General features: G+C 44.3%; 17 protein-coding genes. 4 read left to right on the top strand and 13 right to left on the bottom strand.

Annotation, left to right across the window (positions count from 1 at the left end; translation table 11 throughout):
* The first annotated feature begins 163 nt into the window (after positions 1-163).
* Entirely contained in the window at positions 164-748 is a 585-nt protein-coding gene (locus FDP09_RS06225; protein WP_137401831.1) for a peptidylprolyl isomerase, read from the top strand.
* A 4-nt stretch (positions 749-752) separates the two neighbouring features.
* Here the strand turns inward: FDP09_RS06225 and FDP09_RS06220 are convergent, their stop codons facing one another.
* From FDP09_RS06220 to FDP09_RS06205, 4 genes are all read right to left on the bottom strand, one after another.
* Complete coding sequence (locus tag FDP09_RS06220; protein WP_137401830.1) at positions 753-1,376, bottom strand: SPOR domain-containing protein; 624 nt, start codon at positions 1,374-1,376, stop codon at positions 753-755.
* 132 nt (positions 1,377-1,508) lie between these two features.
* Positions 1,509-2,909, bottom strand: coding sequence for a class II fumarate hydratase (gene fumC / locus FDP09_RS06215; protein ID WP_137401829.1), 1,401 nt, complete (start codon positions 2,907-2,909; stop codon positions 1,509-1,511).
* A 150-nt stretch (positions 2,910-3,059) separates the two neighbouring features.
* Complete coding sequence (locus FDP09_RS06210) at positions 3,060-3,551, bottom strand: hypothetical protein (protein WP_187328809.1); 492 nt, start codon at positions 3,549-3,551, stop codon at positions 3,060-3,062.
* Between the two features lie 23 nt (positions 3,552-3,574).
* Positions 3,575-3,958, bottom strand: coding sequence for a RidA family protein (locus FDP09_RS06205; RefSeq protein WP_137401828.1), 384 nt, complete (start codon positions 3,956-3,958; stop codon positions 3,575-3,577).
* Positions 3,959-4,231: 273 nt separating this feature from the next.
* On the opposite strand from FDP09_RS06205, the gene FDP09_RS06200 reads away from it, so the two are divergent.
* The gene (locus FDP09_RS06200) at positions 4,232-5,743 is read left to right on the top strand and encodes an ArnT family glycosyltransferase (RefSeq protein WP_137401827.1); all 1,512 of its coding nucleotides are present in this window, start codon (positions 4,232-4,234) and stop codon (positions 5,741-5,743) included.
* A gap of 21 nt (positions 5,744-5,764) precedes the next feature.
* On the opposite strand, the gene FDP09_RS06195 is transcribed toward FDP09_RS06200, so the two are convergent.
* Together FDP09_RS06195 and FDP09_RS06190 are read right to left on the bottom strand one after the other, a co-directional pair.
* Positions 5,765-6,271: a hypothetical protein gene (locus FDP09_RS06195; RefSeq protein WP_137401826.1), complete on the bottom strand. Its 507-nt coding sequence runs from the start codon at positions 6,269-6,271 to the stop codon at positions 5,765-5,767.
* Between the two features lie 13 nt (positions 6,272-6,284).
* Positions 6,285-6,980 carry a DUF4919 domain-containing protein gene (locus tag FDP09_RS06190; protein WP_137401825.1) on the bottom strand — a complete coding sequence of 232 codons (696 nt, stop codon included), beginning with the start codon at positions 6,978-6,980 and terminating at the stop codon, positions 6,285-6,287.
* A gap of 357 nt (positions 6,981-7,337) precedes the next feature.
* Between FDP09_RS06190 and FDP09_RS06185 the strand changes: the two genes are divergently transcribed.
* Positions 7,338-8,573 carry an enolase C-terminal domain-like protein gene (locus tag FDP09_RS06185; RefSeq protein WP_137401824.1) on the top strand — a complete coding sequence of 412 codons (1,236 nt, stop codon included), beginning with the start codon at positions 7,338-7,340 and terminating at the stop codon, positions 8,571-8,573.
* On the opposite strand, the gene FDP09_RS06180 is transcribed toward FDP09_RS06185, so the two are convergent.
* The 6 genes from FDP09_RS06180 to FDP09_RS06155 form a co-directional block, all read right to left on the bottom strand.
* Positions 8,574-8,894, bottom strand: a complete 321-nt coding sequence (locus tag FDP09_RS06180) for a hypothetical protein (protein WP_137401823.1) — start codon at positions 8,892-8,894, stop codon at positions 8,574-8,576.
* Positions 8,891-10,216: a PepSY-associated TM helix domain-containing protein gene (locus FDP09_RS06175; protein ID WP_137401822.1), complete on the bottom strand. Its 1,326-nt coding sequence runs from the start codon at positions 10,214-10,216 to the stop codon at positions 8,891-8,893. The genes FDP09_RS06180 and FDP09_RS06175 overlap by 4 nt, the downstream gene beginning before the upstream one ends.
* Positions 10,217-10,356: 140 nt before the next feature.
* The gene (locus FDP09_RS06170; protein ID WP_137401821.1) at positions 10,357-12,816 is read right to left on the bottom strand and encodes a TonB-dependent receptor; all 2,460 of its coding nucleotides are present in this window, start codon (positions 12,814-12,816) and stop codon (positions 10,357-10,359) included.
* Positions 12,817-13,355: 539 nt separating this feature from the next.
* A complete protein-coding gene (locus tag FDP09_RS06165; protein ID WP_137401820.1) occupies positions 13,356-14,018 on the bottom strand; it encodes an RNA polymerase sigma factor in 663 nt (220 codons plus the stop codon).
* Positions 14,019-14,113: 95 nt separating this feature from the next.
* On the bottom strand, positions 14,114-15,013 hold the full coding sequence (locus FDP09_RS06160) for a hypothetical protein (RefSeq protein ID WP_137401819.1): 900 nt from the start codon (positions 15,011-15,013) through the stop codon (positions 14,114-14,116).
* A gap of 585 nt (positions 15,014-15,598) precedes the next feature.
* Positions 15,599-18,784 (bottom strand): TonB-dependent receptor, encoded by a 3,186-nt coding sequence (locus FDP09_RS06155; RefSeq protein ID WP_137401818.1) that lies wholly within the window; start codon positions 18,782-18,784, stop codon positions 15,599-15,601.
* A gap of 677 nt (positions 18,785-19,461) precedes the next feature.
* Between FDP09_RS06155 and FDP09_RS06150 the strand changes: the two genes are divergently transcribed.
* Positions 19,462-20,160 carry a lysoplasmalogenase gene (locus FDP09_RS06150; RefSeq protein ID WP_137401817.1) on the top strand — a complete coding sequence of 233 codons (699 nt, stop codon included), beginning with the start codon at positions 19,462-19,464 and terminating at the stop codon, positions 20,158-20,160.
* A 294-nt stretch (positions 20,161-20,454) separates the two neighbouring features.
* Here the strand turns inward: FDP09_RS06150 and aspS are convergent, their stop codons facing one another.
* On the bottom strand, positions 20,455-22,209 hold the full coding sequence (gene aspS / locus FDP09_RS06145) for an aspartate--tRNA ligase (RefSeq protein ID WP_137401816.1): 1,755 nt from the start codon (positions 22,207-22,209) through the stop codon (positions 20,455-20,457).
* Between the last annotated feature and the right edge of the window lie 31 nt (positions 22,210-22,240).

Here is a 22,240-nt window from a genome sequence, read left to right as displayed (position 1 = left end):
TAAGTCCCTGCTGCATAAGGCCATCCAGTTTTTGTCCATCAAAATACACAAATGCATTTGCCCTGCGATGGCGGCTTTTCATATCAGGTAATCATATCAATAGGTAAAACATTTTCATCGATCCTTTATAGCTTTCCCAGCATCTATTGGTTAGATTCATAGCATGAAAAATTACCTTCTGATTTTCGGCACATGCCTCGCCCTTCTTTCCTGTACCTCGAGCGCAGAAAAGAAATACCAAATCGGCCAAATCACTACCCCAAAGGGGGAAATGCTCTTTTGGCTATATGATGAGACACCTCAACACAGGGAAAGCTTTATACAGCTTGCAAATGCCCATTATTGGGACTCATTGACTTTTAACAGGGTCATAGAGGGGTTTGTGATTCAGGGAGGATGTCCCGACACGCCTGCAGGATTCGGAGATTCACCGTATTTGCTCAAACCTGAATTTGTAGATTCCATTCGTCATGTCTATGGGGCGGTAGGAGCTGGCCGTGACGACAATCCCGAAAAACTTTCGGCAGGCTGCCAATTTTACCTCGTACATGACAAAGACGGGATTCCAAGGCTTGACGATAATTATACCATATTTGGTCAGGTCTTTAAAGGATTGGACGTTCTGGACGCCATCGCAAAGGTTCCTACTGACTCCACCGACACTCCTCTCGAAGACATCACCATGGAAGTAAACGTCCTCGAAATGTCCGCATCAGAATTGGAGCAATTTGGCTATGAAACGCCTTAAAAAATCAATTTACCACTTCACCCAAGACCTCTTTTAACGGCACTCGTTTACCGTCTTTATAAGGCACGATCCAAGCAGTACGGATGCCAAGCTTCCGCATCAGTTTTTTAAAAGAATCTGCTTCGTCATAATCTCTGTAATAACCCACTAGCATACGCTTCAGGTCTCCTTTATGCTCTACATCCAAGCTAAAGCCTGAGGGTATTTCTTTTTCGTATTCTTCTTCGGTAAGAGCTCCAATCTGAACTCTGAAGACCACCCCTTTTCCCCATTCGCCAGAAGGAACTGGACTGGAAGAAGGGGAAGTGGCACTGGATCTGGTGTTCGTCATGGCCTCATTTTCACCCTCAAGATGTTCGTTTTTGTCTTGCTTTATGGCTAAATCCTCAGCTTGCTCTGCTAACTTTTCCTTCAAGGCCTCATTTTCCTTTTCAAGGGTTATAATCGCCACCTTTTGCTCTTGTTGTTCGTTTTTGAGCTGCCAATATTCCTCTGGACTCATCCTTTTAAGCTCCTTTTTAAGGGCTTTCTTTTTATCTTTGGATAGCTGCTGTGAATGGGCATTGATCGTTAATGCCAGCATCATTCCTAGCACTAGGCCACTTCTCAAAAGGTTTTTCGAAACCATGTTCATTAATGATTTTCTTTTGTTATAAAAAAGGGGAAGCATATTTCATGTAAAATACGAAATATACTCCCCCTTTTAAAATTTGGATAAAATAAAGTTTATACAAGAGCCTCCAGCGAAGGAAATTTAAACCTATTTCAGCCCACCGATCATATTTTCAGGCTTTACCCATTCATCAAACTGCTCACTGGTAAGCAAGTCCAAGTCGATGGCTGCTTCACGCAGGCTAGTACCTTCTTTATGTGCTTTTTTTGCAATTGCCGCCGCATTTTCATATCCGATATGTGTATTCAGAGCCGTTACCAGCATCAAGGAGTTTTCAAGATGCTTCTTGATAAATGGTCGGTTTGGCTCGATGCCAATGACACAATTGTCATGGAAAGACACACATGCATCCCCTATCAGTCTTGCAGAGGTGAGCAAGTTATGGATCATCATCGGCTTAAAGACGTTCAATTCGAAATGACCATTGGAGCCACCTACTGAGACTGCCGTATCGTTTCCGATCACTTGGGCACACACCATCGTCATGGCCTCCGCCTGCGTAGGGTTTACCTTGCCGGGCATGATAGAAGAACCTGGCTCATTCTCAGGTATCAGGATCTCACCAATTCCCGACCGTGGACCTGAAGACAGCATTCTGATATCATTGGCGATCTTCATCAGGCTTACGGCCAATTGCTTCAGCGCTCCATGTGTCTCCACAATGGCATCATGGGCCGCCAGCGACTCAAATTTATTGGGAGCGGTCACAAATGGCTGACCGGAAAATTCAGCGATTTTCTTTGCCACCAATTCAGCATAACCTTTAGGCGTATTCAGCCCTGTCCCTACTGCAGTACCGCCCAAAGCCAATTCAGAAAGGTGCTCAAGGGTGTTTTTGAGTGCTCTCAGACCATGGTCGAGCTGCGCCACATACCCCGAAAATTCCTGCCCCAATGTCAAAGGCGTAGCGTCCATAAAGTGCGTCCGGCCGATCTTCACGACATCCATAAACTGCTCAGACTTGCGCTTTAAGGTATCCCTTAATTTTTCGACACCCGGAATAGTGGTCTCCACGACCATTTTGTATGCCGCTATGTGCATGGCTGTGGGGAAAGTATCGTTAGAAGACTGGGATTTGTTCACATCGTCATTGGGATGGATGGATTTCTTTTCATCCTCTAGGCTCCCTCCTTCCAGTACATGACCTCGATAGGCGATCACTTCGTTGGCGTTCATATTGGACTGGGTACCGGATCCGGTCTGCCAGATCACCAGTGGAAACTGATCATCCAACTTGCCTTCCAGAATCTCATCACACACTTTGGCTATGGTAACTGCCTTTTCCTGTGGCAACACCCCTAGCTCGGAATTGGTCAGTGCAGCTGACTTTTTAAGGATGGCAAAAGCGTGGGTAATCTCAAGCGGCATCCGGTTACGCTCACCCCCAATTTTAAAGTTATTGATGGATCGTTGGGTCTGGGCTCCCCAATACTTGTCCGCTGGGACTTCCACTGGCCCCATGGTGTCTTTTTCTACTCTATATTTCATCTGTTTATAATTGATTTTAGTCAAAAATTGGCTATCGCTACTTTCACAATCGGCTTGCCAACAGTGCCTCTAAATTACGACCTGAGCCGCAAAAACCATAAGCGTAAGCGGATTTTGTGTCTTAATAAATTTTTACCCAGCCTTTAAAAATCAGCTGTTCTTCTGCAGACTGAGCATTTTATGGAAAATCTCTTGGGAGTGTTTGACTTTTCGCTTGAAGTGTGACCAAGCAAACACCACATTCCCCACTCCCACCGCAAAACTGATCATGGCAAAGGCTGGCTGCTCTTCACCAAATAGAAAAAACATTCCCATTGCCAAGGTCACAATGGACCAAAACATCATGAAAAATGAAGAACCTGGAAACAGCTGATAATCCAAAAAAATGATACAGCCTGTCCGGGTAGATTCTAGCTTCCCCTTTATTAACGGCAAAAAGCTATCTGCCTTTCTTACCGCCATAGACAGCCGAAAGGAGGCTTCGTTTATTTTTCCGTTAAATAAACATTCCTTGGCATGGCCACTTAAGGGATCAGATAAATAATCCACATCCCTGGTGACATGATCCAAGCGTGAGATGACTTCTTCACAGGTCATGGAAGAAACCAGTACTTCACTATGATGGGGCAAGTATTTGATCATTGTTTCCTGCCTCCACAGGAGGGTTATGCCTTCACGGCGATACAAGAAATCTCTACCTGTACATTTTTTGGCAATTTGCTTACTTCCACGGTTTCCCTTGCTGGTGGGTTTGATGGAAAATATTGACCATACGCTTCGTTAATGGTACCAAAATCGTCCATGTTTTTAATAAAAATAGAACATTTGACCACATCTCCAAAACTATAGCCCGCTGCAGAAAGAATAGCGTCCAGATTTTTCATTACAGCATGGGTCTCTTCTGTAATGTTTTCGTTGATCAACTCGCCTGTTTGGGCATCTAGCGCTATCTGGCCGGAGATATAAAGCGTATTGCCCGCCAAAACGGCCTGACTATAGGGCCCTATCGGTGCAGGTGCCTCTTCGGAATAAATAATGTTTTTTGCCATCCTTTTCTGTTTTGTTCCAAAGGTAGGGATTTCATCGGAAAATAGCAGCTGGCAATCCATAGATAGTCAACCGCAAAAATCATCGACACAGGTAAAAAATACCGCGTCATTTCGATGAAAGGAGAAAAAACCTCTTTTCCGTCTATACCACTTTATACGCCTCGGTTCGAGCAAAATTTTAAAAAAATGCTATTTATTTAACGGCTTTTCGACAGATTTGTAGCTTCAAGTTGGCTGCACTCCAAATAGGGTGACCACCAAAATAATCATGCCATGAAAGACACCAGACCGCTCAGAATCTACTTGATTGCACTATTGGCCATCATTTCCTTTTTTAAGATCCTGTTTACCGCCACCACCTCCCTGAGCCTGTTCTCTGAGGAAACCCAATATTGGCTATGGTCTCAAAATCTGGACTGGAACTACTATTCCAAGCCATTGATGATTGCCGTTTACAATTACCTCCTTACGGGGATTTTCGGCAATACCGATGTGGCCGTAAGGCTAAGTGCCGTGCTGTTTTCCGCTGGTACTGCTTGGGTGATATTCGAACTCGGGCAGCGGATGTACCGGGATCCAAGAATCGGATTTTGGGCAGCTGTGATGCTGGTGGTGATGCCTTATTTTCACTTGGCCTCCTTTTTCCATACCACTGATTCTTCCCTGCTTTTTTTCTGGGCATTGAGCTTTTACTGGCTATACCGTGCCACCGAAGCGAAGAAGACCAGCTACTGGGTGTATGCCGGCTTGGCAAGTGCCATGGGCATGCTCTCCAAAAACACCATGGTACTGGCCATTCCACTGATTTTTGCTTACCTGCTGCTGGTGGATTATAAACAGCTGAAGCAAAAAGGGTTTTATGTATATTGTCTTGTTTTCTCGCTATCCTTTATTCCGATCATTATCTGGAATTTCCAGCATGATTTTGTCACTTTTAAGCACGTAGGTACCTTGGGAGGGGTAGAAGGAGAGAGCAAGCCCTTTGATTTTGGGGAATCCTTCAAATACATCTCAGAATATGCAGGTGGACAGCTAGGGATCATTTCTGCCTTTTTTGTTCCATTTTTGGTCATGGCCATACGGAGGCTGGTCAAGTACAAGGAAAGAAAAATGCTCTTTAACCTTTTGCCGGCCATCTTGGTCTGGATGCTGTTCTTCTTGATTTCCATTACCAAGCGTGTAGAAGTCAATTGGCCAGCATTTGCTTATGTCACACTACCGCTATCCATGGCCTATGTAATGACTTTGGTCTCCCAAGGCTGGAGAAAGTACGCCGTGTACGCCACAGCTATCTCCGGTGTTCTTTTGATATTGATCATGAAACCTGCTCCGCTGGATGCCATCGGTTTCAGAAAAGTACTTCGCCCTGACAAGGATCCCTTGGCACGCCTGGCGGGCTATCGGGAAATGGGGAATAGAATCAATGTACTCATAGACTCACTAGCATTAGAAAAGCACTTCATCTTCAGTGATAGCTACCATTTGGCCTCCGAAATGGCTTTTTATGTGGACGGAAACCCACAAACCTACACTATCAATTTAGGAAGGAGAAAAAACCAGTTTGACCTGTGGCCCGGAATTGACCAATTTGAAAACAAAGGCTACGATGGTATTTTCATTCAGTGGAATACCGCTGATCGTACCGAGGTAATGGACGGATTTGACCAACGAATCCTGAAAGAAACGCATTATGCCACCTATCGTGGGGATACGGTGCGGGTATTTAGTATAGAAGTCTATAAAAACCTGCACCATATCGATGAAGTAAAAACCGATAGTTATTAACCCCCTGTAAGGGCCTCTACTTTATCGAATATTCACCTCAGCCACTTCTTCATGAGGGTTTTCGACTTTTTGTCGCTCTGCCATGCTGAGCTGGAGATCAGTGATCGTCCTGCCCATCGAAGGCCTATCAAGGACAAAAACGATCAAAACCACGACGGCCATCCCTAAAAACAGGTAATTGGCAGTGATAAAATAAGCTACAATGGACAGCATCGCGGGGATTTCCAACAGAGCATACTTGATCACCAAGCTGCTCAGGTAGCCGGTTAGTTTGACTTTTAGCGTATCAGTTTCAATGAGTTTGGCCAGCTGCTTCCTGAACAGAAGGTTACTTCCAGCAATTCCTGCAAGAACCAATACCGGAATAAGATAGGTGAACAGGGAATTCAGCTCCTCATTGCTCACCATACTCCTGTCCGTAAAAAAATAAGCGGCAGTAAAAAACGCTATCTGAGCCACTAAAAGCATCCCATGAAGTATTGTTAAGTTCTTAAAATAGGCTTTTGAGGTTTGGGGCTGGGTCTTCATAGAATAGGTGCTTTTATAGATTATTGTTTCGTAATGAATTTATGAGAAAATTTCTTTGGGGACTAAGATCAAAATACAAACCTTCTAAACCAATATCGTTGGCCGCCAATTCCAAAAAATCATATTTTCCAATCGCCTGACGCTTATCTCCCGACCTCAAACCCAACGTCTCCATCAAGATCAGCTCGTGCGCAGGGTCTATTACAAAAAAGGCAGTCTCCTTGGTAGCTCCATCACCCGAACTGAGTAACGTCTCAAAGATCATGTCCATTTTGAAGGTGATTTTTTTAACTCCTACGGTATCCTTAAGCTGCTCCACCGCATATAATTGATAATTCATCACTTTCAGGTCAAAAGGATTTTTTTCGAGGATTCTACTCCCCAGGCGTACAATCTGCTTAAGGTCTTCATCATGATGCACTTCCTTCCGAAGGACGGCATCAAGGCTATCCTTTACCTTCACCGGCTCATCAGTGGTATAGGCAGGGTGAAACACAAAGCCGTAGTATAGGTGACGCATTTCTATCAGGGAAAGCGTCGAATCGGCACGTTGATACCGCTCCAATAATGGCGGATAATGCATAAGGGACGCTTCATCTTTAATCGCCTCTGCTATCTTTTCATAGTCGGGTTTTTCAAAATCCCAATACTGCGCCTCGCAAACTTGGCCATAGAGAAACACAAAACAAAAAATCACTACTTTTTTCATGGCTGCCCGAATTGGATGTCAGTTTATCCTGCCAGGAACTCAACTGAATCGTGGAAATTTCAAGTAACTAATCATGAGCCAAAAAGTCAATTTATTTCGCTTATGAAATCATTAATAATTAATTATATGCAGCTGGTTTTCTATTGGACTTGACAATCACATGATTTTTTGCCCGAAATCAGCGTCACCTTTAGGCAATTAGGCTACTTTTTGGTAACCACTGGGCAAAAGCCGAATTCTCCCTTAATATTATTGGAAACCAACAAAAAAAATAGGTCATACGGACTAACTTGGTTAAATTAAGGACATCCATTGACCAGACCATTTTTCACAGACCAATCCGAAACGGCATTATTGATGAAAAGCTCAACAGTGATCAAGAAAATAGCAGCGGACGATGTGCGTTTCCCGCTCCAGGGAGGAGCTGGCTCAGACGCCATACACAGCAAGCCAACTTACGCCTATGCCGTATGTAGGCTCATGACCGAAACCGGGCACGAGGGGACTGGGCTGGCCTTTACATTAGGAGAGGGGAATAATCTGGTCTGTGATGCTATCTTATACTTGGCCAAGCATATCCAAGGTAAAGAAATCAACGAATTGATGGCTGAATTTGGCAAAACCTACCGGGCCATGTTGGAAGATCCGCACTTCCGGTGGCTCGGACCGCATAAGGGCGTGGTACACTTAGCACTGGCTTCGGTCGTGAATGCCTGCTTTGACTTATGGGCAAAATCACATCAAGTACCGTTATGGAAGCTTTTGATAACGCTCTCACCAGAAGCATTGGCGGACACGCTGGACTTCTCTCACTGTGAAGAGATTATAAACCGAGAGGAAGTGATCCAAATGCTCCAGTCCAAAAACGGTGGCAAACCAGAACGGGAAAAAATCCTATCATTAGGCTACCCTGGCTATGACACATCCATTGGCTGGTTCAATTACAGGGATGACCAAGTGGTCAGGAATATCCAGAAAGCCATGGACAAGGGTTTTACCGCTATGAAATTAAAAGTGGGCAGTGCTCAATCAACGCGCGACATCAGAAGGGCTGCCTTGGTACGTAAAATCGCCGGTGACCATGCCAAGATCATGTTTGACGCCAACCAACAATGGAACCTCCCCCAAGCCATTGAGATCTGCAAGGAATTGCATGAGCTAAACCCCTATTGGATCGAAGAACCCACCCATCCGGATGATATCCTAGCCCATGTCCGGCTAGCAGAAGAAGTCCCCATTAAAATCGCTCTGGGAGAACATGTACCCAATAAAATACTTTTCAAAAACTTCCTTCAATCGGGATGCATGAGCTTTAATCAAGTGGATACCGTCCGGGTCGGTGGTATTTCCGAATTTATTCTGATCAGTTTGCTTTCCAAAAAATTCAATGTGCCTGTCGTACCACATGTGGGAGACATGGGTCAAATCCATCAACACTTGGTACTATTTAACCATATTGCCCTGGATCACCCTGCGCTATTGCTGGAGCATATTCCTCATCTTAACGACTATTTTGTCCATCCTGTAAGTATCATGGAAGGACGCTATCAAACCCCTCAAGCACCGGGCATAAGTGCCGACCTCAAAGGATAATTATCCAAATCCCAAATAGAATATTCCAGCTATTGCCAATCCCACAGCCATAAAACTAACAAGGCGCTGCTTCACGAATACGGCCCCAATACAACTTACGGTGACCAACAAAAACAGCACGGCAAATCCTCCCATTTCGCTTTGGTACGCACGGCTTGAGACCGCTTCCTCATAGGTAAAAAAAGCAGTTTCCTCAGGAACTTCGGCACTGATGAGCCACTCAGAACAAAAATAGAGGGCCATCACCATCGCAATGGAGGCCAATGCCAAAAGCAAAGGGACTAAAACGTGCTGTTGTAAAACGTCTATTTTCTCCTTCATGCCACAGAATCAGATGTGCCAGAAAACGGTCCTGCACCGACATACCGTTTCCATATGGCCTTAATGATCAAATAAATAAAGAAGCCGTATATGCCTGTCGTGACTAGTAAAGAAGGGACAGCAATGCCAAAATTGGTGCTTAGAATCGCCACAATAATGATAAATACAGCCATTCCTGCTCCCCAACGCAACAGCAGCGGCTTCAGAGGTACATAACTGGGCTTCTGCGAACGCTTCTTTTTGGTGCGTTCCAGAAAAATGATAAACCCACTTAAGGAAAGAAATGAAGACCCAATTGCCAATACACAGTATAGCAACTTTAGTGGCAATCCACCAAAGTCCCCAAAATGAAACGATTCCTGAACATAGTAAAGCTTTTCTCCCAAACCTTGCTCACTAATATTGTATTTACGGTGCACACTAAAATCCTTTTTATCCAAAAACAGCTTATTGGACCTTCTTTCATAGGCTTGGCCTTGAACGTTTCCGAGGACTTGGATAATGCCTTCCCCGTTAGTAGTCGGACGGATATTCCATACCTGCAACGCAGGAAACTCCTTTCTTGTCGTTTCCAATACTTCCTCATAATCCAATGCATAATTGGTATCTTCCTCAACAGTGAAAGGCTTCTCCTTCCGTACAAAGCCATTGGGCTGATCCATGCCAACAGCTTGCATCAGATACACCTGCAGCCCGAGCCATGCACCAGTGATGGCTATGACCAGGTTAAAAGCGAGTGCAGTGATGCCGACGAATTTATGTAAATCTGCTTGGGTGATCCTCAGGTTTTTCTTTCTGATATTACCGAATTCTTGCTTCTTGGTAAATTTCCCGTAAATGAGCAGGCCTGTGATGGTGGATATGAGCAGGGCGATTCCTGCAAGGCCTACCAATTGCCTACCAAATTGGGCTTCATACAGTCTCACATGGATATTTCTCAAAAAATAACTGAAACTTTTAAAGTAATTCCTTTCACCCAGCACTTCACCTGTATATGGATTGACAAAAACCTCCCAAAATGTCGGTTGCATGGGATCCGGATCTTTTGGTCTCAGTCGTATATTCCAAGTGTCAAGGTAAGCCTTGGGAAGTTCGACCTCAAAAAGCTCATGGTCAGGATGGGTCGCAAGGACTTCCTCCACGGCACCGGTGAGCGAAACCTGGTCTGGCTGAGGAGCCGCCTTCGTCAAATGGGGATTCAGCAACCGGTCCACCTCTGGTCTGAAAAGTGCAGCCGCGCCTGTAATGCTGAGAAAGGCAATTACTACCCCCACATACAAGCCCACCCAGTTGTGAATCTTCCAAATTAACTTATTATCCATACCACCAAATATAAGGCTATCCTACCTCTACATCACTTACGCTGCTCGCAAGAACGTAGAAAGCGCCACTGCGAACAGCATAAAGCGATTGTACCATATCGAGACCACAAAACCGTACCAAGCTAATTGTACCTTGTAATTTAAAATGTATAAGAAACCGTGGTCATGACATTGCGTGGAGCTCCCGGGAATGCCCTGATGTAATCGTATCCTCCTACCCAGTGGGTTTTATCAAAGACATTGTTAAAATTCATCTGGATTTGGAATTTGTCGATCTTGTAATAAACTGCAGCATTTACCAGCTCGTACCCCGGAAAAACCGGTGGCTCCTCGGTAGCCCCTAATGACCCAAATCGCTCTGTCACGAAGTTACCACCAAGACCGAATCCCAGCCCTTTCAGGTTTCCTTCGCTGATGATATATTTTGTCCATAGGTTCCCTGCGTGCTTGGGTGCATTGGGCTTTTGACGGCCCACAAGGTTTTCATCATCACCTTCCTCAATGGTAGCTTGGTTGTAAGCATAATTGACTATCACACTCCAGTTATCGGTAATCCTTCCGACCAAGTCAAGCTCCACTCCTTTGGAAAGGTCCTTTCCGGTCTGTACTAGCAAGTCAGGATTGCCGGGATCATTTGCATTGTATAGTGTCCCTTTTTCCGTAAGGTAGTACAGGGCCATGGTAGCACTTAACCGGCCTTCAAACCAATCACTCTTCACACCGACTTCCTTCAGCTCACTGGTCAGGGGATCAAATGGCCCACCCGCTTCTGGGTTATTGATCACCGTGGCTGTTTGGGGTTGGTAGCCTTGGACGTAGGTACCATACAGGTTAATATTGGGTGTCAGGGAGTAAACCACGCCTACCCGGGGAATTAGGGCATCCTGTGTCACTTTTTCCTCATTATCTGTCTTATAATTCAGCAAATCGGTATAGTACTCCTGACGAAGCCCCAACAAAACCCTCCATTTTCCGATCTTCATTTGCTCCTGTACATATACCCCATGCGAGTAAAGGCTGGATTGCGGAAAACTATTGGTGCTGTAAATGTATTTACTGATATCCTGCAGTTGGTTTCCGTACGGATCAGTCAGGTCAAAATGCGGTACGACAGGGATGGGATTACCATCCGCATCCAAGGCATACAATTCCCTATTGTCTGGATTATAAGAGTTGATCGAGCCTGTACGGTCTGCGGTGAGATACCCTCTGGCTTGAAGTTGCGAGCCACCTGGGCGCAGGGTCTGCTGGAAGTAATCATACCCCACGAGCAGTTTATGGTCCACATCACCAGTGCTGAAATCATAGTTAAAATAATTGCTAAAGTTATTGTTGCTCCAGCTCCTTTGACGGATCCCCATCCGCATTTCCACCTTCTCAATGTCAAGACTTCCGTCACCATTATTGGCAAACTTATTATTGCCCCGGTGCTCTTGAAGGTCCTCACTGTAATCTGAACGCATGAAAACGGAATTGAAGCTCAGGCCATCGGTAATTTGATGACGAAGGGAAATGGTCACATTGAGACTTTCCTCCTTCAAGTAGTCATTGACGGCATTGATGGATTTGCTGATCGGTACGGAAAAGAGATCTCCGTTACCGAATACTGCCTGCCCACGGTCCAGCATGCCATCGGATTTTTGATACACCACATCGAAGTTTAACAAAGTCTTCTCTGATGGCAAAAATGAAAATGAAGGAGCTACGACCAAGTTCTTGGCATACTGCAGGTCACGGAAGCTTCCTGAATTTTCATAACCAAGATTTAAGCGATACAGAAGGCTTTCATCCTGGGTCATTGGCCCGGTAAAGTCGCCGAGCATGCGAAAGGTATTAAAGCTTCCCACCGTGGAGCTGATGGATTGGCGCTTCTCTTTTAGTGGTTTTTTGGTCACCCTATTGATCGTCCCACCGGCTGAAGCATTCCCAAAAAGGGCAGAAGCAGGTCCTTTGATCACCTCAACCCGCTCGATATGTGGAATCAATTGTTGCTTCCAGAAACTGGTAAAAGCACGCATGCCATTCACCAGGTTACCTGAAAGATCTTGGCCTTTGATACGATGCCCACGGATGGTGATGTCATTATAAAATGTAAATTGATTTACGCCACTGACATTTTTGACCACATCGTTTACCGTGTACGCTCCTTGGTCCAGTGCCAGCTCTTTGGTCACATAGCCAATGGACTGGGGTACATCCCGGATAGGTGTAGAGGACTTCGTCCCAATGAACGAATTGGTATTTTTATAGCTTGTTTCTGCCCGGCCTATAATTTCCACTGTCTGTAGCTGAAGCTCATCTTCATCTACTGAAATATCCAGGGTCGTGGTCTGACCTTCCTTGATGACCACTGTCCTAAACACGGGAGAATAGGTGAAAGAACTGAATTTAACGGTCTGTTCACCTGCTGCAACATTCTCCAATGTATAACTTCCATCCTTATCGGTGAGGGTTCCTCTTCCCGTACCATCAAGGAGTACATTGACGTATTGTGCCCCCTCGCCGTTTTGGTCAGTGACGGTGCCTGTTAGTTTCCCTGTTTGAGCCATGCTTAGGGTGCTTAAGCTTAAGAGAACCAAAAAAAGCAAACTGTTTTTCATAACATCAGTTTTTATTTAGACTTATTATTAATAAATACAAAAGTATAAGTAATTTTTTAATTGACCACTCGATCACAAATAAAATTACGGTTCTATATGATTTACTATGGGTAACTATTACTTTGCATGTCAAATTCTAGCTTGCCTTTCATCTCATGGCCATGTTACTTTTTTCCTTCAGGTGAAAAACGTAACCAAAAAAACCCGCTGCGGTGAGCTATATGACTAAAATCAAAGCCAGCACTCACGCAGGCAAACTCCTCTATTTGTGCAGCATACCAATTTTTTGTACTGATTCACGTCAAACAAGCCTGCGCTTTTTCCAGCCCACTTCTTTGATTTCTTAACGTCAAATACCTCAAGGCAGAATAGAAAATTGCCCACTGAAAAGGAACATGAATCAACATTAATTTAACCGGAATAATATCTTTACCCACTATAATCCATATAGAGCCAAATTACCGAAGGTGCTGCATAGAAGTGCGAAGTGAATGGTTATGCTCCGTTTGATTCTAAACGTAGTGAGTACCCGCGCCACACTACCACTCTTTGAGGCCCCAAAAAACCCCCACTAGGTAGGCAACAAAGAATTTCCGCAGGTGGGCGAGTCCACGATAAACCAATCTTCTCGCTGAGGAAACATGTGAAAACTCGAAAATCAGCGCAATCTCTTGATAACTGAGCCCCTCAAAATAAAAATAGTAAATCGCCTCCCTTTCTCTGGCATCGAGCTGTTGTAAGGCTTCATTTAACCGTCTGAGCTGCTCGCTTTCGAATTGGCGATTGATGTACACCGTCTCGTGGGAAAGCTCCACCGGAAACTGCCTGAAGTCAAATGTACCTTTGTCTGAAACGTGCTTTTGCCGCTTTTTCAGGACCACGACCATCCTTCTTTTGAAGCTTTTGATCAGGTATGGCTTGATGGCATCCGTTTGGCCCAGCCGGCTTCTTTTTTGCCTCAAATAAATAAAAAAATCCTGTAGGGTATCCTTTACTAAATCGTAATCAGAGGTAAGTTGGCAACCAAAATTAAAGAGTACATTTGCGTACTGTTTGTACATCGCAACAAAGGCCTCCTCATTCCCTTCTCTAAAAGCATCCCATAGCCGGACTTCGTCCATGTTAGCATACGAAAACCCAGTATTCCGCTCACTGGAACTGGAAAGATCGGTTACTTTGGGGGTATGGTGCAGAAAAGACATGGCGATGGGGATTAATCAGTCATCACCATAATTTTTCATTAAATTACCAAAAAGTCATCCTGCACATTCCTGCACATCCTTCCTAAGCACACATTTTATGGTAGTGTTGAATGCCTTTGGGCCTTTAAAGCATTGCTGACTCGAGGATCTTCTTTGGTGATAAGGAGGTAATTATAAATTTTCTTACCATTCCTTTCCATTAGAATCAGCTTATCTTGCTCGGCTTTGATCACTTCCAATTCATTCTTCCTGTTATCTCCAATGTCCACCTTTACCATTAGTTTTCCATCATGCTCATAAATATCCATAAACTGGACAAAATTGATTTCCCCTTTTGTATTGGTAATGGGTTTTGGCTCAATATCGGCATCCCAAGCATTTCTGTTAAGCTTGTAATTATGGCTATAGACAAACTCATGGTTTTGGATATATTCCCGGGCAGCCTTCACATCCAACGGTTCACTGGAATAGGCTGTTCCGCTGATACTGGTCATAGTAGAGTTGGCAGGGGTCTCTTCACTCCCGTATTGATTTCCCCGCTGAAACATATTGCCCACATAGATCACATTGGCACCGAGCATGGTCGCTTCTATCTTGGCTTTTTTTACCGCTCGATTTTTCACATTGTTGATACTCGAAAGCGCTGTCACTCCAGTCGCCTTGGCAAATACCTCTCCCCTTGACGCAAGTCCTTTGATATCTTCAGGCACATACGTGATGTAAACTTTTTCGTAATCGTCAATCGTCAGTACATCATGGAAATTAGACTTAAAGACTTCTTCCCTTCCACTTCCAAAAATGATTTTATCAACTCTGTTTTTGCTTATGACGTAGCTAGCATTTTCACCAGGATACCGGTATGTAATGGTGTTCATGCCGACTTCTTCCACAGACACATCTAGCGTCTCATTGGCCAAATAAAGTTTGTCGTTGTTCTCTTGAGCATAGGCGCCAAATCCACCCACCAAAAGTAATAATAGAAAAAGGAGTCTCATAAAAGATGTAGTAAATATGATTTATGCCTTAAAGGACGTAAATATTACCACCTTGGTTTTAAATAAAATGCAAAAACTTAAACCCGGAATCTAAAGGATAGCTATCGGGAAGAGCTGAAACTATAAGAAATCAGGCTGTTTGGAGATTGAATCAAAGCATCGCTGTGGTAAAATCGAAAATAGCAGCGAAGCGATACATTTTTGGGACTTATTAACTGAATCCGCCTTGCAGGTATTGGGCATTAAGAAATTAAAAAGCGGGCGGCAAGAAGGCAGGCTTGTTTGACGAAATGCTAGCCAAAAAGAATGTTGGCAGCTAAAAAGAAGGTGTTTGCCTGCATGAGGGAAGGTTTTAATTTTAGGCCAATAGGTGCACACCTGTGCGCCATGGCGTAGCGGCGGGGTTTCCACCACTGGCGGACAGGTTTGGGGTGCTTTTTTGACCTGAAGCAAAAAAGTAGCAAAGGTAAAGAGATGAAAAACCAACTTGGAATTTAGCATTTTCTATCCCATTCATCTATCATAACATGCAAAAGGCATCCGCCTCTGACGGATGCCTCTGTATTTCTAATAAGATGGACGGGATCAGTCGAAGATATAACGAATTCCAATCTGTCCTCTCCATCTGCTAAGGAAGTCACTTACAAAGTAAGGATTGCCATCACTTAGCCCGGAGCCATCATAGCTGTAAGTAGGCACATAGCCTCCGTCTTCATAACCTTCAAAATTGATCAAGGAGAAGGAGTTGTTGCTGACGCTGTACTGTCTGCCCCACTCTTTGCTGATCAGGTTACCGAGGTTAAACACATCAAAGGAAAGTTGCAGTCTGTGATTCGTCTCACCGACAGTGGCCAGTTTGAATTCATGCATAAAGCGCAAATCCACTTGATTGGTCCAAGGTAGTTTATCGCCATTTCGCTCTACATATTGTCCCCTTCTGGAGCTGAGGTACTCATTGCCTTCGATAAAAGCATTCAGTCTGTTCCACTGAGAAGCTTGCTCTGACGCTGACCCTACAAAATTGATTTCATCAGCACTAGCAGGTACGTAGATCAAGTCATTTCCAAACGTACGATCATTATTGATATCACCATCATACACATATGAAAGCGGTACACCTGACTGACCATTGTAGAAAAGTCCGATGCTGGTAGAAGAACCATTTTTATAATTGATCTTATAGTTTACCGAGGCTACTACCCTAGACCGGATATTATTGTCCGAAAAGCCCAGTTCGGTATTGTTACCGCCATTGACCGTTTCTACATACCTCCAGTTGGAGTATGCCTGGCTGGAAGTACCGCCGTTTACGTCTTTGGATTCGCCATAGGTATAAGCAGCACTCATGGACAGACCACCTTCAAAGTTCTTCTGCAATTGAGCAGTCAAATTATAGGCATAACCTTTATTGGTATTGGTCAATAAAAGGACATCAGTGAAGTTTTCGTTCATATATGCACTTTCAAAAACCACCCGATCATCTGGTCCACCTTGTAAATTGCCAGCTTCTTCTTTGTTAAGATTTCTGTAATCGATGTTCTTTAGGTTTTTGGAATATATGGCTTCAAAAGTCGCAATCAAACCACCAGGAAACTGATGATCCACAGCACCATTTACCCTGAATATTTGCGGAAACTTAAAGTCCTCATCGGTTACGTTGATTTCGGAAGTTCCTAATGATTGGTTTAAATCTGCAGCATCCGGTTGACCATAGGGGTCTGGAACGAATGTAAAATCTTCAACATCTACAAAATCGCCTGTATTTCCTTCATTTCGGAACAACGAAACCCTACCAAACTCATTACCAGTATTAGTATATTGATTAGAAAGCCAAACAAATGGAACACGACCGGTAAACAGTCCTATACCACCTCGCACTTGAGTGGTGCCTTCACCATTGACATCCCAGTTGACTCCAACCCGTGGAGAAATCATAAGCTGAGCTCCGGGCATTTGGTCAGTAGCTACGCCATATTCAGCAAATTCTTCATTAAACTGTTCGTTGACGGAAGGCTTTTCTGAGAATGTTGGGATATCCAACCTTAAACCAGCGGTAAGCTTCAGGTCTCTGGTAGCTTGGTATTCATCCTGTGCGTAGAAACCCAGTTGGAAGGCATTGAACTCTGCACCTTGCTGGGGATTATCTGTTCTGGAGTAAGAATAGTCATAACTTCTTGGCAACACTTCTCCGGGGGTACCTACCGTTTCGAAATCCTCTATGCTGTAGTAAGAATAAGCTCCGAAGTTTTGACGGATAAACAGGTTATAGGTACTGTAAAATTCATTGTGTGTACCGAAGGTTAAGGTATGTCTACCTTTAAACAGGGTCAGGTTATCCGTGATGGTCAGTACATCCTGATCTAGCTGGTTAGCCGTAGAAAATGGCTCCGAACCCAGGTTGATGCTTCTACCGCCACTTAACCTTACATTGATCGCAGGAAAAGGATCTCCCAGGTAATCCCTGTCGTCACGAACGGAAGTATAACCGATACGCAATTCATTGGAAATATTATTGCTGAAGTTACTGGTCAGTTCCAGTACGGTACTGTTTGTGGTAGAAGGGAAAAACTGACCATAGTTATAGAAATTAGCAGAATTTGGGCTTCTGGATCCATCTATGTTTTCTCCATATACATAAGAGTGACGCAGGGTCAATTTATTGTTTTGGTTGATATTCCAGTCCAAGCGTGCAAAGATCTTTTCTGAACTGGTCACATCACTGTAAGCTCCATAGGGGCCTGGATCATATCCAAGACGCTCGGCTACAGAGGCTACTCTTTCCATTTCGTCCACCGCAATATTAGAACTCCCTGTACCCGGCTGGTATAGCAAAGGCTGTGTTCTGCTGGTCACCTCACCGTTTACGAAGAAGAACAATTTGTCTTTTACCACTGGGCCTCCCAGTCTGAAACCCGTTTGGTAGTCGGTGTAGTCATCCAGTTTGGTACGTTCTTCATCCGGGCTTTTTCCTACAAAATTTTGGTTATTGCTGTAATAGTACACCGAACCTTCGTAGTTATTGTTACCGGATCTGGTGATGGCATTGATACCACCGCCGGTAAAGCCACCTTGGCGGACATCATAGGGAGCAATCACCACTTGCACTTGCTCGATGGCATCTAACGAGATCGGCTGCACCCCTGTCTGGCCACCATTGGTTCCTGATGCAGATAGCCCAAAAACGTCATTGTTTACCGTTCCGTCAATGGAAAATTGGTTGTAACGGTTATTTTGACCGGCAAAGGAAGTTCCTGAACCAGCAGTCGATGCTTGCGGGGTCAATCTAGTAAAATCAGAAATAGACCTGGAAATGGAAGGCAATGAATTGATCTGTTCGTTGCTGATACTCGTGGCAGCTCCTGTACGCTCATCGTTGATCACTGGACTTCTGGTCGCCAGTACCTCCACACCTTCAATCTCTAGCCCCTCTTCCTGTAACACCACGTCCAGGCCATAAGCTTGACCCAACTGAAGATTGATATTCTCTACAATTGCTTTTTCAAAACCAATAAAGGTGATTTCCACTGTATAGGGTCCACCCACACGCATTCCTTGAATGGTAAAACGACCATCTGCACGTGTAGATGCGCCATATTTCGTCCCTGATGGGGTGTGGGTAGCCACTACATTTGCACCAGGCAAGGTTTCTCCACTAGGATCTTCCACCACTCCGCTCATGCTGGCAGTGGTAATCCCTTGGCCATACAATGAACTTACTCCAAAAAGAAGTATCGCCATTGCAAATAGACTCTTTAGTAATAGTTGCTTCATAATTTGATTTGTGATTGATAAAAACTGATTTGCTTTAAAAGGTTTTCCAATACAAATGTATAGGACTTTACAGGGTTTTTATTTTAGTAATTGTTAAGTTTCTCCTTGCTACAATCGATTTTCTTAACATTAAATTCGCACTGGGCTAAAATTTTATTCTAAATATAAGAACTAAAAAAAGCAAATCCGAAAAATTCACCCTTACATATATTAAAAACACAGAATTTATTCTTTTCGTATTCTTAGCATACCTATACTAACTATTGTTACAATTTAAATCTGTTTTATCCTACATATTTTTTTTAGATTGTTATTTGCCCACCCCAAATACCTGCTATTGGCTTTTTTGATTATCTTCAACTCGTTTTATGCATTAGGAATCGTAATGAGAGCTGAAACTACAAGAAAATCAGGCTGTTTGGAGATTGAATCATCCGCCGCGGCGGATGGTGAGGTCGAAAACAGCAGCGAAGTGACTGATTTTGTCCGCCGCGGCGGATCAGCTCGGAATAGATAGGCTAATGCATAATGCGGGTTCAAATTATAAGGAAATAATCCCTTATGTTCGATTGATCAAAAAAATCAAGCGTGCACCCAAAACCACCCATCTAAAAAAACGTTATGATGTTGGCCCTAATATTCTAGCCAATTCCGGAATTGAAAACCACCAAAAAACCATGAAACAAAAAGGAATAGCATGGCTATACCTCTATTTATTCGCAGGTGTAAGCGAAATGATCATGATCGTAGAAGGTCATCAGGAATATCGCTATTTTTCCAAACCATTGATCATGCTGTCGTTGGCCATTTATTTTCTGACCACTACGGCCGTGATCAAAAACACACTCCTAAGGAAATCCATGGGAGCAGGTTTGATTTTCGCACTGGCTGGAGACGTTCTCCTGCTCTTTCCGTCCATGTTTCTCTATGGATTGGGAGCCTTCTTGATCACCTTGATCTGTTATACCATTTCCTTTAAGCTCACCCAAAACCACCAAATCAACCTACGAAATATCAATTTTCTCAAAACCTTCTTCTTCAACCTACCGATCTATATTTTTGCGGCCATGCTGTATTTTCTGGTCAATGATCACTTGGGCCAATTAAAAGTTCCGGTAGTGCTGTACATTTTCGCGATGGTGCTCATGGTATCCATCGCCAGAGAGCGCTTTAAACACACCAATATCCTGAGTTTTATCCAGGTGTTTGTGGGAGCATTATTGTTTATGGTCTCTGACAGCATCTTGGCCCTCGACCTGTTCTTCAGCCCTATAGCCAATGCTGATATCCTGATCATGGGTACGTACATTTTGGCGCAGCTGCTCATCGTGATGGGTATTCGCAGTCACTTGGTTCACAGCCCTACGGCAAAATAGGGATCAAGCAATACTTCTGTGAGGCGATGAATTTAGTTATCAGAACAATGATACGTCGCCATGGCCTCAGGCACAAAGCAATTTTACATTTCATTCCATGATACTCATACATGCACTTGGTGACTTTGGGACATTGTGGCATTTTTATGTATCCGTGGTTTTGCCATTAAGAAAACAGGCAGCCCCCAACTATTCCGCTTGATCCTTAGCAATTGCTAAAAAACAAAGCCGCAGCACCGTCCAGAAATCATCCTGGCCGTGCTGCGGCTTTAGAAACGTTTCTTTAAAACGCGATTATTTTTTCAATGCCAGTTGAATGCTCAGCTCTTTCAACTGCTCATCGGCAATGGCACTTGGAGAGTCGATCATCACATCCCTTCCGGAGTTGTTTTTCGGGAAAGCAATATAATCCCTGATCGAATCACTTCCTCCGAAGATGGCACACAACCTGTCAAATCCAAAAGCAATGCCTCCATGCGGTGGGGCACCGTACTCAAATGCCTCCATCAAGAAGCCAAACTGGGCCTGAGCCTCCTCATCGGAAAAGCCAAGATGCTTGAACATGGTCTTTTGGGTATCGCGGTCATGGATCCTAATGGAGCCACCGCCGATTTCCACGCCATTGATCACCAAGTCATATGCATTGGCACGTACGGCTCCCGGGTCTTTTTCCAACAATGGAATATCTTCCTCCTTGGGAGACGTAAATGGATGGTGCATGGCATGAAAACGCTTGGTTTCCTCGTCCCACTCCAAGAGCGGAAAGTCCAATACCCACAGTGGCTTGAAGGTATTCTTGTCCCTCAATCCCAGGTCACTTCCCATTTTTAGTCGCAACTCAGAAAGTTGCTTTCTGGTGGCATTTTGATCACCAGACAAAACAAGGATGAGGTCACCTGGCTGGGCATTCATTTTATCCGCCCAAGCTTTGAGATCCTCTTGGCTATAAAATTTATCCACTGAGGATTTAAAAGTGCCGTCGTCGTTGCATTTCACATACACCAATCCCTTGGCACCGATCTGTGGACGCTTCACCCATTCGGTCAAGGCATCCACTTGCTTTCGGGTATAACTGGCCGCTTCTGGAGCAGCAATGCCCACTACCAATTCTGCCTCATCGAAAATCTTAAAGCCTTTGTTTTGAGCCACGTCATTCAGCTCCACAAACTTCATATCAAAACGCAAGTCTGGCTTATCGTTTCCATAGTACTTCATGGCATCGGCAAAAGTCATCCGCTCCACTTCACCCAATTCCACTTTCTTCACGGTACTGAACAGGTGCCTTACCAGCCCTTCAAAGGTGGTGAGAATATCTTCCTGCTCCACAAAAGACATTTCACAGTCTATCTGCGTAAATTCTGGCTGACGATCGGCCCTAAGGTCCTCATCACGGAAGCATTTTACAATCTGGAAATACCGATCAAAGCCACTGACCATTAGCAGCTGCTTAAAGGTTTGTGGCGACTGCGGCAATGCATAAAACTCTCCCTCATTGATCCTGCTGGGAACCAAAAAGTCTCTGGCCCCTTCTGGTGTGGACTTGATCAGCACAGGAGTCTCCACTTCCATAAAGTCCAGACTGTCCATAAACTTACGTGTCTCCTGCATCATGCGGTGCCTCAGCTGAAGTTTTTCCCGAACGACCCTTCTTCTCAAATCCAAATAGCGATACTTCATCCGTAGGTCCTCACCACCGTCAGTTTCATCTTCAATCACAAATGGAGGAACCTTGGCAGCATTCAGCACTTCCAGTGAAATGGTCTTCACCTCGATATCCCCCGTAGGGATTTTATTGTTTTTGGAAGTCCGCTCTATGACCTCACCGACAGCTTGAATAACGAATTCCCTGCCCAGTGAGGCTGCCTTTTCCAGCAGTGACTGATCACTGGAGCCCTCTTCAAAAATCAGTTGGGTAACCCCGTATCTGTCCCGGAGGTCCACCCATACCAAACCACCTTTGTTTCGTACCCGTTGTACCCAGCCGGAAAGGGTCACTTCTTCGCCCACATCTCCTATGCGCAATTCCCCACAAGTATGTGTTCTTAGCATATTTTTAATTTTTTATTCAATACCAGTCGCC

The sequence above is a fragment of the Echinicola rosea genome, assembly GCF_005281475.1.
Classification (GTDB): domain Bacteria; phylum Bacteroidota; class Bacteroidia; order Cytophagales; family Cyclobacteriaceae; genus Echinicola; species Echinicola rosea.
This window is presented reverse-complemented; position numbering and strand designations above follow the sequence as displayed.

Bases quoted from the DNA above. Each gene is read 5' to 3' on its own strand.
- FDP09_RS06160 (WP_137401819.1), bottom strand. From the start codon at position 15,013: ATGAGACTCCTTTTTCTATTATTACTTTTGGTGGGTGGATTTGGCGCC.
- FDP09_RS06155 (WP_137401818.1), bottom strand. From the start codon at position 18,784: ATGAAGCAACTATTACTAAAGAGTCTATTTGCAATGGCGATACTTCTT.
- fumC (WP_137401829.1), bottom strand. From the start codon at position 2,909: ATGAAATATAGAGTAGAAAAAGACACCATGGGGCCAGTGGAAGTCCCA.
- FDP09_RS06205 (WP_137401828.1), bottom strand. From the start codon at position 3,958: ATGGCAAAAAACATTATTTATTCCGAAGAGGCACCTGCACCGATAGGG.
- FDP09_RS06165 (WP_137401820.1), bottom strand. From the start codon at position 14,018: ATGTCTTTTCTGCACCATACCCCCAAAGTAACCGATCTTTCCAGTTCC.
- FDP09_RS06225 (WP_137401831.1), top strand. From the start codon at position 164: ATGAAAAATTACCTTCTGATTTTCGGCACATGCCTCGCCCTTCTTTCC.
- FDP09_RS06170 (WP_137401821.1), bottom strand. From the start codon at position 12,816: ATGAAAAACAGTTTGCTTTTTTTGGTTCTCTTAAGCTTAAGCACCCTA.
- aspS (WP_137401816.1), bottom strand. From the start codon at position 22,209: ATGCTAAGAACACATACTTGTGGGGAATTGCGCATAGGAGATGTGGGC.
- FDP09_RS06210 (WP_187328809.1), bottom strand. From the start codon at position 3,551: ATGATCAAATACTTGCCCCATCATAGTGAAGTACTGGTTTCTTCCATG.
- FDP09_RS06150 (WP_137401817.1), top strand. From the start codon at position 19,462: ATGAAACAAAAAGGAATAGCATGGCTATACCTCTATTTATTCGCAGGT.
- FDP09_RS06185 (WP_137401824.1), top strand. From the start codon at position 7,338: ATGAAAAGCTCAACAGTGATCAAGAAAATAGCAGCGGACGATGTGCGT.
- FDP09_RS06200 (WP_137401827.1), top strand. From the start codon at position 4,232: ATGAAAGACACCAGACCGCTCAGAATCTACTTGATTGCACTATTGGCC.
- FDP09_RS06195 (WP_137401826.1), bottom strand. From the start codon at position 6,271: ATGAAGACCCAGCCCCAAACCTCAAAAGCCTATTTTAAGAACTTAACA.
- FDP09_RS06180 (WP_137401823.1), bottom strand. From the start codon at position 8,894: ATGAAGGAGAAAATAGACGTTTTACAACAGCACGTTTTAGTCCCTTTG.
- FDP09_RS06175 (WP_137401822.1), bottom strand. From the start codon at position 10,216: ATGGATAATAAGTTAATTTGGAAGATTCACAACTGGGTGGGCTTGTAT.
- FDP09_RS06190 (WP_137401825.1), bottom strand. From the start codon at position 6,980: ATGAAAAAAGTAGTGATTTTTTGTTTTGTGTTTCTCTATGGCCAAGTT.
- FDP09_RS06220 (WP_137401830.1), bottom strand. From the start codon at position 1,376: ATGGTTTCGAAAAACCTTTTGAGAAGTGGCCTAGTGCTAGGAATGATG.